The 14,402-nt window shown below is 29.1% G+C and carries 13 protein-coding genes; 10 read left to right on the forward strand and 3 right to left on the reverse strand.

Annotated elements, in window-relative coordinates:
• The first annotated feature begins 169 nt into the window (after nt 1–169).
• The 5 genes from FRY74_RS07490 to FRY74_RS07510 all read left to right on the forward strand — a co-directional run bounded on the left by FRY74_RS07490 (nt 170) and on the right by FRY74_RS07510 (nt 7,983).
• Nucleotides 170–1,609, forward strand: coding sequence for an ATP-dependent DNA helicase (locus FRY74_RS07490; RefSeq protein WP_147100131.1), 1,440 nt, complete (start codon nt 170–172; stop codon nt 1,607–1,609).
• Between the two features lie 120 nt (nt 1,610–1,729).
• On the forward strand, nt 1,730–2,830 hold the full coding sequence (gene wecB / locus FRY74_RS07495) for a non-hydrolyzing UDP-N-acetylglucosamine 2-epimerase (protein ID WP_147100133.1): 1,101 nt from the start codon (nt 1,730–1,732) through the stop codon (nt 2,828–2,830).
• Between the two features lie 143 nt (nt 2,831–2,973).
• Nucleotides 2,974–4,185 (forward strand): OmpA family protein, encoded by a 1,212-nt coding sequence (locus FRY74_RS07500; protein ID WP_147100135.1) that lies wholly within the window; start codon nt 2,974–2,976, stop codon nt 4,183–4,185.
• Between the two features lie 46 nt (nt 4,186–4,231).
• A complete protein-coding gene (locus tag FRY74_RS07505) occupies nt 4,232–6,634 on the forward strand; it encodes a GumC family protein (RefSeq protein WP_147100137.1) in 2,403 nt (800 codons plus the stop codon).
• A complete protein-coding gene (locus FRY74_RS07510) occupies nt 6,631–7,983 on the forward strand; it encodes a lipopolysaccharide biosynthesis protein (RefSeq protein WP_147100139.1) in 1,353 nt (450 codons plus the stop codon). The genes FRY74_RS07505 and FRY74_RS07510 overlap by 4 nt, the downstream gene beginning before the upstream one ends.
• Before the next feature lie 4 nt (nt 7,984–7,987).
• Here FRY74_RS07510 and FRY74_RS07515 read toward each other — a convergent pair whose 3' ends face one another.
• Complete coding sequence (locus FRY74_RS07515; RefSeq protein WP_147100141.1) at nt 7,988–8,647, reverse strand: FkbM family methyltransferase; 660 nt, start codon at nt 8,645–8,647, stop codon at nt 7,988–7,990.
• On the reverse strand, nt 8,644–9,651 hold the full coding sequence (locus FRY74_RS07520; protein WP_147100143.1) for a sulfotransferase domain-containing protein: 1,008 nt from the start codon (nt 9,649–9,651) through the stop codon (nt 8,644–8,646). The genes FRY74_RS07515 and FRY74_RS07520 overlap by 4 nt, the downstream gene beginning before the upstream one ends.
• Here FRY74_RS07520 and FRY74_RS07525 point away from each other — a divergent pair.
• Genes FRY74_RS07525 through FRY74_RS07540 form a run of 4 tightly spaced genes read left to right on the forward strand, consistent with a single transcriptional unit; the run spans nt 9,651 to nt 13,033 of the window.
• Nucleotides 9,651–10,802: a glycosyltransferase family 4 protein gene (locus FRY74_RS07525; RefSeq protein WP_147100145.1), complete on the forward strand. Its 1,152-nt coding sequence runs from the start codon at nt 9,651–9,653 to the stop codon at nt 10,800–10,802. The two genes, FRY74_RS07520 and FRY74_RS07525, sit on opposite strands and share 1 nt — an antisense overlap.
• A gap of 1 nt (nt 10,803) precedes the next feature.
• On the forward strand, nt 10,804–11,661 hold the full coding sequence (locus FRY74_RS07530; protein ID WP_147100147.1) for a glycosyltransferase family 2 protein: 858 nt from the start codon (nt 10,804–10,806) through the stop codon (nt 11,659–11,661).
• Entirely contained in the window at nt 11,661–12,233 is a 573-nt protein-coding gene (locus FRY74_RS07535; RefSeq protein WP_147100148.1) for an acyltransferase, read from the forward strand. Before FRY74_RS07530 ends, FRY74_RS07535 begins: the two co-directional genes overlap by 1 nt.
• A complete protein-coding gene (locus FRY74_RS07540; protein WP_147100150.1) occupies nt 12,233–13,033 on the forward strand; it encodes a glycosyltransferase family 2 protein in 801 nt (266 codons plus the stop codon). The genes FRY74_RS07535 and FRY74_RS07540 overlap by 1 nt, the downstream gene beginning before the upstream one ends.
• An 18-nt stretch (nt 13,034–13,051) precedes the next feature.
• Here the strand turns inward: FRY74_RS07540 and FRY74_RS07545 are convergent, their stop codons facing one another.
• On the reverse strand, nt 13,052–13,519 hold the full coding sequence (locus FRY74_RS07545; protein ID WP_147100152.1) for a hypothetical protein: 468 nt from the start codon (nt 13,517–13,519) through the stop codon (nt 13,052–13,054).
• A 134-nt stretch (nt 13,520–13,653) separates the two neighbouring features.
• On the opposite strand from FRY74_RS07545, the gene FRY74_RS07550 reads away from it, so the two are divergent.
• The gene (locus FRY74_RS07550; RefSeq protein WP_147100154.1) at nt 13,654–14,379 is read left to right on the forward strand and encodes a class I SAM-dependent methyltransferase; all 726 of its coding nucleotides are present in this window, start codon (nt 13,654–13,656) and stop codon (nt 14,377–14,379) included.
• Nucleotides 14,380–14,402 lie beyond the last annotated feature (23 nt).

Raw genomic sequence — 14,402 nt, forward strand, 5'->3', positions numbered from 1 at the left:
ATAATTTTTTTATCTAGATTATCACAAATCTACAATTTTTTTTAGCCTTTAATAACACTATTTGAAAAATTAATCTAAGTTTAATTTTAATTACTTTATTAAAGGTACAAATTAAGCATTTAAAGGTACTTTTATTTGCTAATTGAGTGTAATAGCTATTAATTTTTAAATGCAGAATTTATTTTATCAATCTCTTCTAAACAACTTTGGGTTTAAACCAACTCAAAACCAACTTAAAGTTATTGGTGAGCTAACTGATTTTACATTTAGTAATATAAAAAAACATGTTTTTGTTTTAAAAGGCTATGCCGGTACAGGTAAAACATCTATAGTAGGAGCAATGGTAAAAACCATTCCACACTTTAACTATACTTCAGTTTTATTAGCACCTACAGGTAGGGCGGCAAAGGTATTGTCTAATTATTCTAATCAACCTGCTTTTACTATCCATAAAATGATATACCAGTTAACTTCTGGTGGTGATGGTTATACTAAGTTTTCGATTAAGCAAAATAAATTTCAGAACACTATTTTTTTTATTGATGAAGCCTCTATGATTGGTAATGGGGGAGGGTTAAGCTCAATGGAATGGGGTAAACAAAAAAGCTTACTAGATGACTTATTAGAATATGTGTTTTCTGGAATTAATTGTAAATTGATATTGATTGGAGATACTGCTCAATTACCACCAATAGGGTTAGAGATTAGTCCTGCTTTGGATGAAGATGAATTGTATAAACTATATGGATTAAATCTTGAATTTAATGAGTTGATAGAGGTAGTTCGTCAGCAAAAAGATTCTGGTATTCTTGAGTTAGCTACTTTTTTAAGAAATAAAATTCTTTTTAAAAAATACTCACTTCCTTTATTTAATGATATTAAAAAGCCAGATGTAAAAATAACTTCAGGTTACGATTTAGAAGATGCTTTAGATAACGCTTATAGTAAATATGGTGACGAAAATGTGATGGTGATTTGTAGAAGCAATAAAAGAGCTAATTTATTTAATCTTCAAATACGTTCACGAATAAAATGGCTGGAAGATGAACTTTCTACTGGAGATTATTTAATGATAGTAAAAAATAATTATTATTGGTTAGACGAATCTTCTAAAGCTGGTTTTATTGCAAATGGTGATATTGTTGAGGTAATGAAAGTAAGAGGAGAGGAAGAGAAGTATGGATTTAGATTTTTTAATATCACTATTCGATTAATTGACTACCCGGATGAGCCTAATTTGGAAGTAAAAATATTACCTGAAACGATGTTGGCAGAATCGCCTTCAATATCTCCTGAAAGGTTTTATAAACTTTATGAAGCAATTTCTGAAGAGTATAGTTACGAGCCAAATAAAAAGAAACGAAATGAATTGATTCGTAAAAATGAATATTACCAAGCATTACAAGTAAAATTTTCTTACGCAGTAACTTGTCATAAATCTCAAGGTGGCCAATGGGATGCTGTTTTTGTTGAACAAGGATATTTAACTGAAGAAATGTTAAATATTGAATATTTGCGCTGGCTTTACACAGCGGTAACTAGGGCGAAAAAAGAACTTCATTTAGTTAATTTTAATCCTCAATTTTTTGATGGAAATAAAGAGGAATAATTTTTTTTTGATAATTAAGATTTCGATAGTATCAATTTGCATCTAAACATATTTCCATCAATAATAACACAATCATCTTAAGTCATAAATAATTATCTTAGCAGCATATAATATATAGCTATGTCTAAAAAAATAATGATAGTTGTGGGTACAAGGCCCAACTTTATTAAAATCACCCAGTTTGAAAAAGAGTTTAAAGCTTATGGAGATAGATTTGAGTATATATTAATTCATACACAACAACATTATGACGAAAATATGTCTGACATATTTTTCAAGCAATTACAACTAAAAGAACCCCAGTATTTAAATATAAAACCTGCAAGTCCAGCTAATCAAATTGGTCAAACTATAATTGAAATAGAAAGAGTAATAGTTCAACATCAACCAGATGCTTTAATTGTAGTGGGAGATGTAAATTCAACATTAGCAGCTAGTATTGTAGGCAATAAGTCAAAAATTAAAATATTTCATTTAGAGAGTGGTTTAAGAAGTTTTGATAATGAAATGCCTGAGGAAATTAATAGGATAATCACAGATTTAATTTCTGATCATTATTTTATTACAGAGCAGAGTGGTTTAGATAATTTATTAGCCGAAGGCAAAGATGAAAAACAACTTCATTTTGTTGGTAATACCATGATTGACACTTTAGTTGCCTATGAGCATGAAATTCAACAAAGTTTAATTTTAAAAGAATTAAAGTTAGAAAGAAAAAGCTTTGTATTGATGACAATTCATAGACCAAGTAATGTTGATGAAAAAGATAGATTAGAAATTTTGATTAACATCATTAACAAAGTTGCTGAGTTCAATTATTTAGTTCTTCCAATTCATCATAGAACAAAAAATAGTTTAATTAAACATGGGTTATTTGATCAATTAAAAAGTAATTCGAAAGTAATACTAACCGACGCTTTAAATTATTTAGCCTTTCAGAAGTTAATAAGTGCTTGCAAGTATGTATTGACTGATAGTGGTGGAATTCAAGAAGAAACCACTTTTAGAAAAGTTCCTTGTTTAACTTTAAGAGATAATACAGAACGGCCAAGCACAATAACAATAGGTACTAATACATTGGTTGAGTTTAATTTTGATGTTGTAGCTGAAAAAATTAATGAAATTGAAAATGGAACATATAAGTTAGGAGAAGTTCCTCCTCTTTGGGATGGTAAAGCTACTGCCCGTATTGTTAAAGTACTTGATGAATTATTGAAATAAACCAATCCTATATTGTCAGATAAATAAGACGTTAGTTTTTTATAATCATTTAATTACTGACAATCATCTTTTGACAACTAATAAAAATCTACTTCTTTTTAAAGCTCGATAAAATTATTTTTATAGTGAGATTGTAAAAAGAAATGAATATTAAAAGATTTATAAGTTTATTGATTTTGATAACTTCTTTCCTCACTATTTTTGGACAAGAAGAACATCCTAATTGTATTAGTGCAAAAGAATTTAACCTTCCTTTTGGTGATAATATTATTAGTTTCAATGAAATTTATTATCAAGCCGAAGATAAATACACCTATTGGTATAAGGTAAACATAACTTCTGATTGTCAGTTTTCTTATCGAGTAAGTTCCATAGGTAAAGATGATGATTATGAGTTATTAATGTATAAATATGAAGGGGAAGATTTTTGTAATGATAGGATTGTAAATGATATAATGCCTATATCCATCAGGAATAAAGGTGTTTTATCTGTAAAAAAAGGAGAGTTATATTATTTGAGTATAATTCATATACAAGGACAAGGTTGTGGACATGTTATAGAGCTTGATGATGGAGTTAAAAATATACATATAAAAGCGATTCAAAATGATTGTGTAGAGGAAGCTATAGAATTAGTAACTAAAGAAGAAAATATTGTCCAGGTTCAAGTGGTTGATACAGTAAAACCAGTTCCTCCTTTAAATTTAAATAAACAAGTAAAAGGATATCTAGTTAATAGTGTTACGCAAAAAAATATTGAAGCAGATATTTTAGTTTTAAATATTAGAGGAGAAAAAATACAAGAAGTTATTAAATTCAATAATTCTGGTGGTTTTGAATTAAATAATTTAAAAGGAGATACTATTGTTTTATCTATAACTAAGTTTGGTTATGAGAATTTATTAGATACGATTATCCTTAAATCAGATTCTTTAAAACTAGAGTTGAATCCAATAAAAGTAGGGGATAAATTAGTGATGTATCAAATCTATTTTCATCCTAATACTTATGCATTGAAAAATGAATCGAAAAATGAATTAAAAAAACTTTGTCAGTTTATGTTAGAAAATGATAAGTACATTTTTGAAATTCAAGGTCATACTAATGGAAACAGATCAGTGAAGCTGACAAAACAATATGAAAATTTGGGTCAAGAATGGAATTTCAAAGGTTCATCAAAGAAATTATCGAAACTTAGAGCTGAAAAAATTAAATCATATTTAATTGAAAATGGAGTTTTAGAAAATCAATTACAAACAGAAGGTTTTGGTGGAGATCAAATGATAGTAGCAAAACCAAAAAATATGAAGCAAGCAATGAAAAACATTAGAGTTGAAGTAAAAGTTATTGAATAATGATACTCAGTTACAAAATTGTATTTTTGTTAAGTAAAATAAGTTAATGCAGGAAAGTACATCAACAGAAAATTTTGACGAAGAGGAATCGGATTTTAACCTAAAAGGTTTTATTTTCAGCTATCTTCGATATTGGTATATATATGCCATAGCTCTATTTATAGGGTTAGGTACCGCTTATTTTTATAATTGGTATGTAAAACCAGTTTATAGTATTTCCAGTAAAATTTTAATTAAAGATGATAAAAGTACCAGTATTGGTACTCAGGAACTATTAAAAGACTTAGATGTTTATAATGTAAATAAGAACATCGAGAATGAAATTGAAATTTTAAAGTCACGTAAAATTTTAAAAAGAACACTACAGCAATTAGAAGTAGATGTTCTATATTATTTAGTTGGAAATGTTAAGAAGAGTCAGGTATACAAAGACTCTCCGTTTAAAATTAATTATGACTCACTAAATTTCTATGCTTATAACAATCTCTTTTTTATAAAGATAGTTGATGAGAGTAAGTTTGAGTTGCAATATACCAACGAACAAACTAATGAAACCTACGAAAAAGAACATTTGTTTGGAGAAAAAATACATCTTCCTGTTGGAATTTTTACGGTAAACAAAAGACCTCATTTTGATAATGATATGTTTAACAATGAGGCTTATGAAAAAAGAGAGTTTAGAGTCAAATTCAATAACATTAGAAACAATGTTGAGTTTTATCGAGCTAAACTAAATGTAGAGCAACCAGGTAAAAATTCTTCTGTTTTAATATTAGGTATAGAAGATGAAATTCCTCAAAGAGGGATGGATTTTTTAAACACTTTGGTAAAGGTTTATCTAGAAAATGATATTCTCGAAAAGAATAAAATAGCTAGTAGTACTGCTAGTTTTATTGGAGCTCAATTAGAAACTATTTCTAAAGAGTTGAAACAAATAGAAACCACTAAACAAGATTTTAAAATTGAAAAAGGGATTACAGATGTAAGTGCCGAATCACAAATGATTTTAGATAATGTAAGATCAAAAGATGACGAGCTCTCTAATTTCAATTTACAAATTAGTTTTATTGATTATTTGTATGATTATGTAAATGAAAATAAAAGCTTAGCTGATATAGCACCATCTTCTTTAGGTATTGATGATCCTTTATTGGTTAAATTAATAGGAAACATTACAGAGTTAGAAATAGAAAAACAAAGAATAGGGATTGATACAAAAGGGAATAGTCCTGCATTATCTGCAGTAAACGAACAAATTGAATACACTCGAAAAAAATTACTTCAAAATATTCAAAGTATAAAGAGTGGTTTAGATGCTTCAAAAAAAGAAACGTTAAGGTCTCTTGCCATTTCTGAAAATGAATTACGCTCTATACCAAAAACAGAAAGAGAGTTGGTAAGTATTGAACGTGAGTATCGAGTTAAAGAGAGTTTGTATTTGTATTTACTTCAAAAAGAAGCTGAAACATCTTTAGCATTAGCTGCCTCGGTATCAGATAATAGAATTATAGAAGAGGCTCGTTCTACTCCTTATCCAATTAGGCCTATACCTCAAAAAAGTTATTCTTTAGCATTATTATTATCTCTACTCGTTCCAACAGGATTAATTTTCATTAAAGAACAATTTAATGATACTGTTAGAGATAAAAAAATGATTGAAAAAATGACAAAGATGCCTATGTTAGGAGTCGTTGGATTGAGTAAAGAAAGTTACGCTCTTATTGTTTCAGAAAAACCTAAATCACTTGTAGCAGAATCATTTAGATCTATTAGAACAAATTTAAAATACTTTTTATCAGGCAAAGAACAGAATGTGATTTTGATTACATCTTCAGTTGGCTCTGAAGGTAAAACCTACACAGCAATGAACTTATCTTCTATTATTGCTGCATCAGGAAATAAAACTGTGTTATTGGGATTGGATTTAAGGAAACCTAAAATTGTAAATGATTTTAATATATCTAATGACAAGGGAATAAGCTCATTTTTAATAGGTTCAGAAACTTTTGATTCTATCGTTCAAAAATCGAGTGTGGAAAATTTAGATATCATTCCATCAGGACCTATTCCTCCTAATCCTTCAGAGTTAATTATGAATGAAAAAATGGATGAATTGATTGAAATTCTGAAAACAAAATATGATACTATTATTATAGATTCGCCTCCTATTGGATTAGTAACAGATGCGTTATTGTTGAATAAATATTCTGATGCATTGATTTTTGTAGTTCGTCAAAATGTAACAAAAAAGGATCATCTTACTCATATTGGTCAGTTATACAAAGAAGGAAAATTAAAAAATGCTTCGGTTTTGTTTAATGCTGTAAAAGCAGGGGGTGCGGGTTATGGCTATGGCTACGGTTATGGCTACGGCTATGGTTATGGAAGCGGCTACTATGAGGAAGATTCTCAAAAAGGATGGTATAATCGAATATTTAAAAAATCTTGATAACCAATTTATTCAATAAATTCTTTTCTGGACACGAACGCTCTGTTAAAGCAAAAAAAAATATACTAGGTTCTTTTGCATTAAAAGGAATGAGTATGTTAATTAGTTTACTTTTAGTTCCTTTAACAATAGATTATTTAAACCCTACTAAATATGGCATTTGGATTACATTAATGTCCGTAATAGCATGGTTTAATTTTTTTGATGTAGGATTAGGAAACGGACTCAGAAACAAATTTGCTACAGCTAAAGCTGAAGGAAAAGATGAACTAGCCAGAACTTATATAAGTACAACTTATGCTATTATTACTATAATTTCTATTTCTCTTTTCATCATTTTTTTTCTTATTAATCACTTTTTAAATTGGGGGAAGATATTAAATACTACTAATGATTTAGTAGAATTAGAAAAATTAGTATTTATAGTTTTTAGTGTGTTTTGCATGCAGTTTATTGTAAAGCTTATTAATGTTATTTTTATAGCTGATCAGCGACCAGTAATGAGCAATTTAATTAATACAACTGCTAGTTTAGTCTCTTTAATTACTGTGGTAATTTTAATGAAAACTACTAAAGGGTCTTTATTTTATTTAGGAGCTTCTTTTAGTCTTATCAATTTAATTATTCCATTGTTGGCTGGAATTTGGTTTTTTAATACATCATACAAAAAATACAAACCAACATTTAGTTCGGTAGATTTTTCACACTTAAAAGAATTAGTCAGTTTAGGAATGCGTTTTTTTATTATGCAGGGAGCAGCTTTAGTAGTGTTTATGACCGATAATATGATTATTACTCAAACCACTGGTCCACAAGATGTAACACCTTATAATATTGCTTATAAATACTTTGGTATTGTTACGATGGTTTTCACTATTGTCACAACTCCTTTGTGGTCGGCATACACAGAAGCTTATGTGAAGAAAGATTTTTCGTGGATAAGACAAGCAACTAAAAAAGTATATAAATTGTGGGGATTAGTATTTGTAGGATTAGTTGTTATGCTGTTGGTTTCTAATTATGCATATTCATTTTGGGTGGGAGATAAAGTTTCTGTTCCATTTTTACTTTCTGCAATTATGGCGCTTTGGGTATTGTTAAGTACTAGTACGATGGTCTTTTCTAATTTTTTGAGTGGAATTTCTAAAATAAAATTAAGCCTTTGGCATTCGGTTTTTGTGAGTATTATCAATATTCCTTTATCAATATTTTTTGCTAAAAATTTAGCAATGGGAAGTGCTGGAGTTATTTTAGCTTCGGTAATTTGTGTTTTTCCAAGGGCTATATTTCAGCCTATTCAATACTGGAAAATAATTAATGGAAAAGCTAAAGGTATCTGGAATCAATAGATCTTTATAGAAGCTTTTGCAATAAACTCAATTTCGTTTTCTTCCTATACACTTCATCATGACCAATTTTCTTAATTCGTTTAAATCCTTTTGAGGTCATAAATTCATTCATTTCTTCAGTTTGGTAATTGTTTTCCACTAATAAAATATCAAAATCAAAACCATCAAAATCAATAGTCTTTAATATTTTTAGCTCATTACCTTCTGTATCAATGGTAAAAAAATCAACTTGCTTTATGCTATTTTCTTTAAGCACTTGATTAATATCGTAGCATTTTACTTCAATTTCTTCTTTACTTCCTCCGTATTCTTTTATTTCTCTGTCAATTCTTTCAAGGTGTCTAGCATCATAATCTTCTAATAATCCGCTCAACATTTCTGTATCCACATATTCCCCTCTAACTCTAAGAAATTTTTCAGTTCCTACTTTATTAGAAACACATCCATTTATTTTAATGCAGTTTCTGGTTTCATTCAACTTTGCAAAAATTTCAGGAATAGGTTCTACACAAACGCCTTTCCAGTTTCTTACTTTCTCAAAAAAGTAACTATTGCTGAATGTTAATCCATCATGTGCACCAATATCCACAAAAGTCCCGTTCGACTTACCTTTAAAAAGTTTGTCTAAATATTTATCCTGTTGATATTGTCCGTAATATTTCATTGTTCTAAATAATAATCTTTGGCATATTTATTTAAACCTAATTCAGGATATTTCGCATGAAGTATTGAATTGTTTTTATGGAAATAAGCTTTTAATTCGGTTTCCTTTTTAGTAGAAAAAAATGGTTTAGAGCCATTACTTTTAGCCTGAATGATGTTTCTTTTAAGTTTGTTATAAACCCTATTTCCTAAAGCTGATTTTTCTGAAATAGCACTATACTTATTCAGTTTAGTCAATTTGTTGGCTTGTTTTTGAGAAACCCCAGAATTCATTTTAGGTTGATTAGAAATTCGGTGTTCGATGATTTCTTTATCTGTATCAAAAAAAGTAGCCAATTGAGTAGAAAATTGCTCTGGTTGATTGATAAAATCTTCAAAAAGCAAAACTTCTACTTTATTAAATAACGATTGATAAAGCTCAATTAAAGGTAAATAATTGTATCCATCTAAGCATTCATATCCTTCTGTTGTGTTATAATAAGAACTAGCCGGGCCACCTACATTTTGAACTTTTTCCTGAAAAGGTTCCCAGATAAAATCATCAATATTTCGGGTTTCTTTCCATTGCAAATTAATTGAATATAAAGAAGCGAGTAAGTCAACTTGATTTCTCAAAACCAATAGAATTTTAGCATCAGGGAAACTATCACTTAATCTTTTAGCAATCATACTCCTATTAATGTGATTAAAGTGTGTAGACTGTCCAATAAAATTTTCATTGGAGAGCAAGATTTTATTCGCTTTCCATGTTTGCTTTACTTCTTGGATGATTGTTGCATCATAAAAACTATCATCAGCAAATTGAAGCTTGTTAAAAGCTTCAGAATAATGTGTTTCATTTAATCCATAAAATTCTATTTCGGGCAAATGAGGGAAAATTTCTTGTTGCAAAAAAGTAGTCGCTGTTCGCGGCATTCCAATATGAATATAAACTTGCTGTTTGTCCATTATAATAGCGAAAGTAGTGAATAATTTCAAATAATTCTTGTATTTTGGTACACTCAATGAAACCAAATTTTGTAACCATATTTCCTGTTGCGCAAAATGTGCATTTAATTAAAGACGTTGGTCAAATTGCCAATGCGATGGCTAAGAATGGTATTTTTAAATCTACTTTGGTTTGTTATCCGAATAGTAAAACTTACGATAACCTTAAAACGGAGGCCAATCATTTAAAAATTGAATTTTTAAAACCATCAGGGCGATTTCTTTTTATGGAAAAAGCGGTTTTAAGCTACCTAAAAGAAAATGCTAAAAACATTGATGTTTTACATTTATTCCATTTGACTAAAGAAACAATTTATTATGGGCTTCATTATTTAAAACACAATAAAAAAGGGAAAATCTATCTAAAAATGGATGTTTATAATGAAACACTGAAACAAGAAATTATATATTCCAAGAAGTGGATATTTCAGAAATTTCATAAACTAAAAGAGCAATCATTTTTAAAAAAAATATCGGTTGTTTCAGCAGAGAATCCAATTAGCCTGGATTTATTGAAACAACGTTTTCCTATTTTAGAAAATAAAGCAATATTAGTGACTAACGGAATTAATGTCGATTTTATTTCAAAAGCATTTCCGCAACCAAAATCATTCGAAGAAAAAGAAAATATCATTTTATCTGTAGGAAGAATAGGGGCAGAAGAAAAGAATTATAAAATGTTGATGGATTCAATTTTGGGTTGTGATTTAAATGATTGGAAACTAGTTTTAGTTGGCCCGATAGAAAATAATTTTGATTCATATGTGGAGCAAAAGATTAAAGAACATCCTCATTTAAAAGATAAAATTGAGTTGGTAGGTAATGTGGAAGATAGAGTAGCTTTATACCAATACTACAATCGTTCAAAAATTTTTTGCTTAACCTCTCCCTTTGAATCTTTTGGAATTGCTTTTATAGAAGCGATGTATTTTGGTAATTATATTATTGGTACAGACGGAATGTCAAGTTTCGATTATATTTCTAATGATTTAGAATTAGGAAGTAGAGTATCCGTAAATGATGAAGAAGCATTAACTTTGCAACTGAATGAGCTTATAATTCATCCAGAAAAAATGGAAGAAACATATTCAAAAGTTCAACAACAAGTTGCCGAAAAATTTTATTGGTCAGAAATAATTAAAAATCTGGAAGAAGTTTTGTCAAAATAGAATGAATAAGATCAGGAGAATATTAAAGCAGTATTGGCATGAAGTAGAATGGTTTTTTATAAGATTAAGCTGGCTTTTTATTGCAATGCCCAAAGAATGTAAGTCTTACTCAGATACTTCTTTTACTTTTGGAATAACAACATATAAAGAACGATTTGAAACATACTTAAAGCCATTGGTAAAAAAAATGGTCTATTTGTTTCCTGAATCACCAATTATTATTGCTGTTAATGGTTACCATAATTTAATTGAACAAGAGAAATATTTAGAACAAATTACTAAATGGGTTCAACCTTACCAGAATGTAAGTTTAATTACCTATAAAGAACCTCAAGGATTATGTAAGTTATGGAATCAAATTTTAATTAAATCACCATCGCAAAAAGTGTTTTTAATGAATGAGGATATCAATATTTCTCAATCGTTTAAAAAAGATATCATTTCATGCGGAATTTTAAACTCAGAATTTGGATTAATTAATGGTAGTTTTAGTCATTATATGCTCAGTAAAAAACTGGTAAAAACAGTCGGTTGGTTTGATGAACGTTTTCCTGGAATAGGTTATGAAGATCATGATTATGAAATACGAATGACATTACTAGGGAAAAAAGTAGAACATTTTACTGTAAATGGAATTAAAAATGAAAGAGTAGTACCTAAAGATTGGTCTTACGATAAAAAGCATGAGGTTATTTTAACAAAATATTCTGGTCCAAACGAAAAACATTATTTTAGCAAATGGGAGTTTTCGGATACTGAAGAAAAAGGCTACGAATACGTTCGTATTATTCAAGGTTATGCAAAGTTGAAAGAGCAGATGAAAACACCTAATTTTTACCCTGAAATTGAATTGAAATAATGGTTGGATTAATTGTTTACATAGAACAAGCATGTCGAAATATTAGGTATCGTTGCAAAGGGAGGTTTTTCAAATTGTATTTACAACTTCATGGCTGTAAAGTTGGGAAAGGCTTAAAGTGTATGGGATTTCCTAAAATGAGAGCAGTACCTAAAAAGAATATTGTAATTGGTAACAATGTCACCTTGGGTAGACATGTGGTTTTTGAAATTGGCTCCGAAGGAAAATTAACTTTAGGAAATAATGTTTTATTAGCCGACAATATTTTATTGAGTACCATTTCTGAAATTAAAATAGACGATTGGGCTGCTATTGCTGAGAATGTGAGCGTACGAGGAAGTTTTCACGAAATGAAAAAAGATAAACCTTATCGTTTGCAAGGTAATGTTTCTGAACCTATTGTTTTAGGAGAAGATACTGGAATTGGTGCTGGTTGTGTAGTGTTGATGGGAGTAACTGTTCCTAAAGGAGTTTTTATTGGCTCTAATTCAACTGTGGTAAAAAATATCGAGCTAGTTCCTTATGGAATTTATGGAGGTACTCCGTTGAAGCTTTTAAAAATGAGAGATTAATGAATCCATTGGTCTCAATCATTACAGTTGTTTTCAACGGAAAAAATCATATTGAGCAATCGATTCAAAGTGTATTAGCGCAAACTTATGGCAACATTGAATATATTATAATCGATGGAGCTTCCAACGATGGAACAATAGATATTATTAAAAAGTACGAGGCAAAAATTGACACTTTTATTTCAGAGAAAGATTCTGGCATTTACAATGCGATGAATAAAGGGTTAAAATTGGCAAAAGGAGATATCATAGCCATTTTAAATGCTGATGATTATTACTACCCCGAAACGATACAACTAGTAGTCGATAAATTTGAAGATACCAAAGCCGATGTGGTGTATGGAAACATGACCAAACTTCGAGCTTTTAGCGGACAAGAATATTTAAAAGAAGTAGAACCGAACATTGAGCTAATGGAGCAAACTATGCCCATTTTTCATCCAGCTACTTTTATTAAAAAACAAGTGTACGGTGATGTAGGACTTTTTAATGAAAGCTATAAACTTTCAGCTGATTACGATTTGATATACAGAATTTACAAAGCAGGGAAGCAGTTTAAATATATTAACAAAGCTTTAACAGTATTTAGAATTGGCGGAGCCAGTAATGTGAATTGCAATTCATATAAAGAAGGCTATCAAATACTCTTGTCACAAAATTCACTTCATGCAGCTGAGATGAAAGCACTCATTAGCAAATGCCAACGCAAGAATTTAATGCGCTCTATTGTTACTTTTATCATTACCATTTTTGGACTAAAAAAATGGAATGAAAAACGATTGGAGAGGAAGTGGAATTAATATAACTTTAATTAATTTTTAATAAAAATCAGACCGAAGTTGATTGACAATTTTATTTAATTTTTCTTCGAATTGATCAAATTCTTTAGGATGATCTTCTGGATCAAGATAAATTATTTTATTACTAAATTTAATTAAAATACCACATTGATCAACACAGTCAGGACATCCAATTTTTTCAGGATATTTATTAAGGTTGTCAGGAAGAAGGTTTATTAATCCTATCAATTCTTTCTGAGGGATGATAGATTGATTTACTCCTTCATTATTTTCAAAATAATTATAATTTTTTGTTTGAAAAAAGAAATCAGAAGTGTCAATTTTGTTAGAATTATTTTTCACCATAATCATTATTGAACAATGATTATAGCACATACCACAATAAGAACCTATAATAATATTTTCATATTTAGGTTCAAAAAAGCGACAACTTACAACCGAAGTAAGTAATATACTAATAAAGAATAGGTATATTTTATGTTTCATTGATTTAGATTATAGAGAATATATTTTATTGGCTTTGTAATTCAAATATAACAAAACCAAGTTATTAATAATTGCTTCTCCATCTCATTGCAAAATTCAACAAGAACTTTATCTTTGAGGGATAGAAAATAACTATGAAGCGCAAGGAAGAAGTAAAGCATTTTTTTGAACAAACCGATATCTATTTTAATTTTGATTATAACATCAAAATAAGAACTGAAACGGTGGCTGAGATGATAGTGGATGAGCAGTTTGATAATGTGTTGGATATGCCTTGTGGTAATGGAGTTATTTCATTAAAAAACAAAAAACAATTTGAAAAATTAACGTTAGTTGATTTTTCTGAAAGCATGATTGCACTGGCAAAAAAATATGCCGAACAAGAAAATGCAAACAATATTTCCTTTACCTGTGGAGATATTTTCGATACCAATTTTCAGGATGAAGAATTTGATTTAATTATTTCTTTAGGCATTTTAGCACACATTGATGATATTGATAAATTTCTGAATTACATTCAAAGCAAAGTGAAAAAGGGCGGAAGCATTATTATACAAAACACCAATAGCGACCATTTTTACAGTAAACTTATTCGTTTGTATTTGGGAGTTCGTAAGTTGTTAGGAAAAGATAAATACTCTTTAAACAAAGTGCCAACCAGTCTGGTAGAAAACAGTTTTAAAAAAGCAGGATTTACTTGCCAGAAAGTATTTCGTTACAATCAATCATTTATTGGTTTTTCTAAATTATTTTCTAATACTAAAAAATACAAACTAACCAGAAAGTGGTTTGGAAAAGTAGGGAACAACAAAAATGCTTCTTTAGGAAGTGATTACATTTATCTCTTTAAAAAAGATTGACCGAACAAAAACATATCAAACTT

Origin of the sequence: Vicingus serpentipes, from assembly GCF_007993035.1 — a bacterium.
Taxonomy (GTDB): domain Bacteria; phylum Bacteroidota; class Bacteroidia; order Flavobacteriales_E; family Vicingaceae; genus Vicingus; species Vicingus serpentipes.

Bases quoted from the DNA above. Each gene is read 5' to 3' on its own strand.
- FRY74_RS07490 (WP_147100131.1), top strand. From the start codon at position 170: ATGCAGAATTTATTTTATCAATCTCTTCTAAACAACTTTGGGTTTAAA.
- wecB (WP_147100133.1), top strand. From the start codon at position 1,730: ATGTCTAAAAAAATAATGATAGTTGTGGGTACAAGGCCCAACTTTATT.
- FRY74_RS07500 (WP_147100135.1), top strand. From the start codon at position 2,974: ATGAATATTAAAAGATTTATAAGTTTATTGATTTTGATAACTTCTTTC.
- FRY74_RS07505 (WP_147100137.1), top strand. From the start codon at position 4,232: ATGCAGGAAAGTACATCAACAGAAAATTTTGACGAAGAGGAATCGGAT.
- FRY74_RS07515 (WP_147100141.1), bottom strand. From the start codon at position 8,647: ATGAAATATTACGGACAATATCAACAGGATAAATATTTAGACAAACTT.
- FRY74_RS07525 (WP_147100145.1), top strand. From the start codon at position 9,651: ATGAAACCAAATTTTGTAACCATATTTCCTGTTGCGCAAAATGTGCAT.
- FRY74_RS07530 (WP_147100147.1), top strand. From the start codon at position 10,804: ATGAATAAGATCAGGAGAATATTAAAGCAGTATTGGCATGAAGTAGAA.
- FRY74_RS07535 (WP_147100148.1), top strand. From the start codon at position 11,661: ATGGTTGGATTAATTGTTTACATAGAACAAGCATGTCGAAATATTAGG.
- FRY74_RS07540 (WP_147100150.1), top strand. From the start codon at position 12,233: ATGAATCCATTGGTCTCAATCATTACAGTTGTTTTCAACGGAAAAAAT.
- FRY74_RS07545 (WP_147100152.1), bottom strand. From the start codon at position 13,519: ATGAAACATAAAATATACCTATTCTTTATTAGTATATTACTTACTTCG.
- FRY74_RS07550 (WP_147100154.1), top strand. From the start codon at position 13,654: ATGAAGCGCAAGGAAGAAGTAAAGCATTTTTTTGAACAAACCGATATC.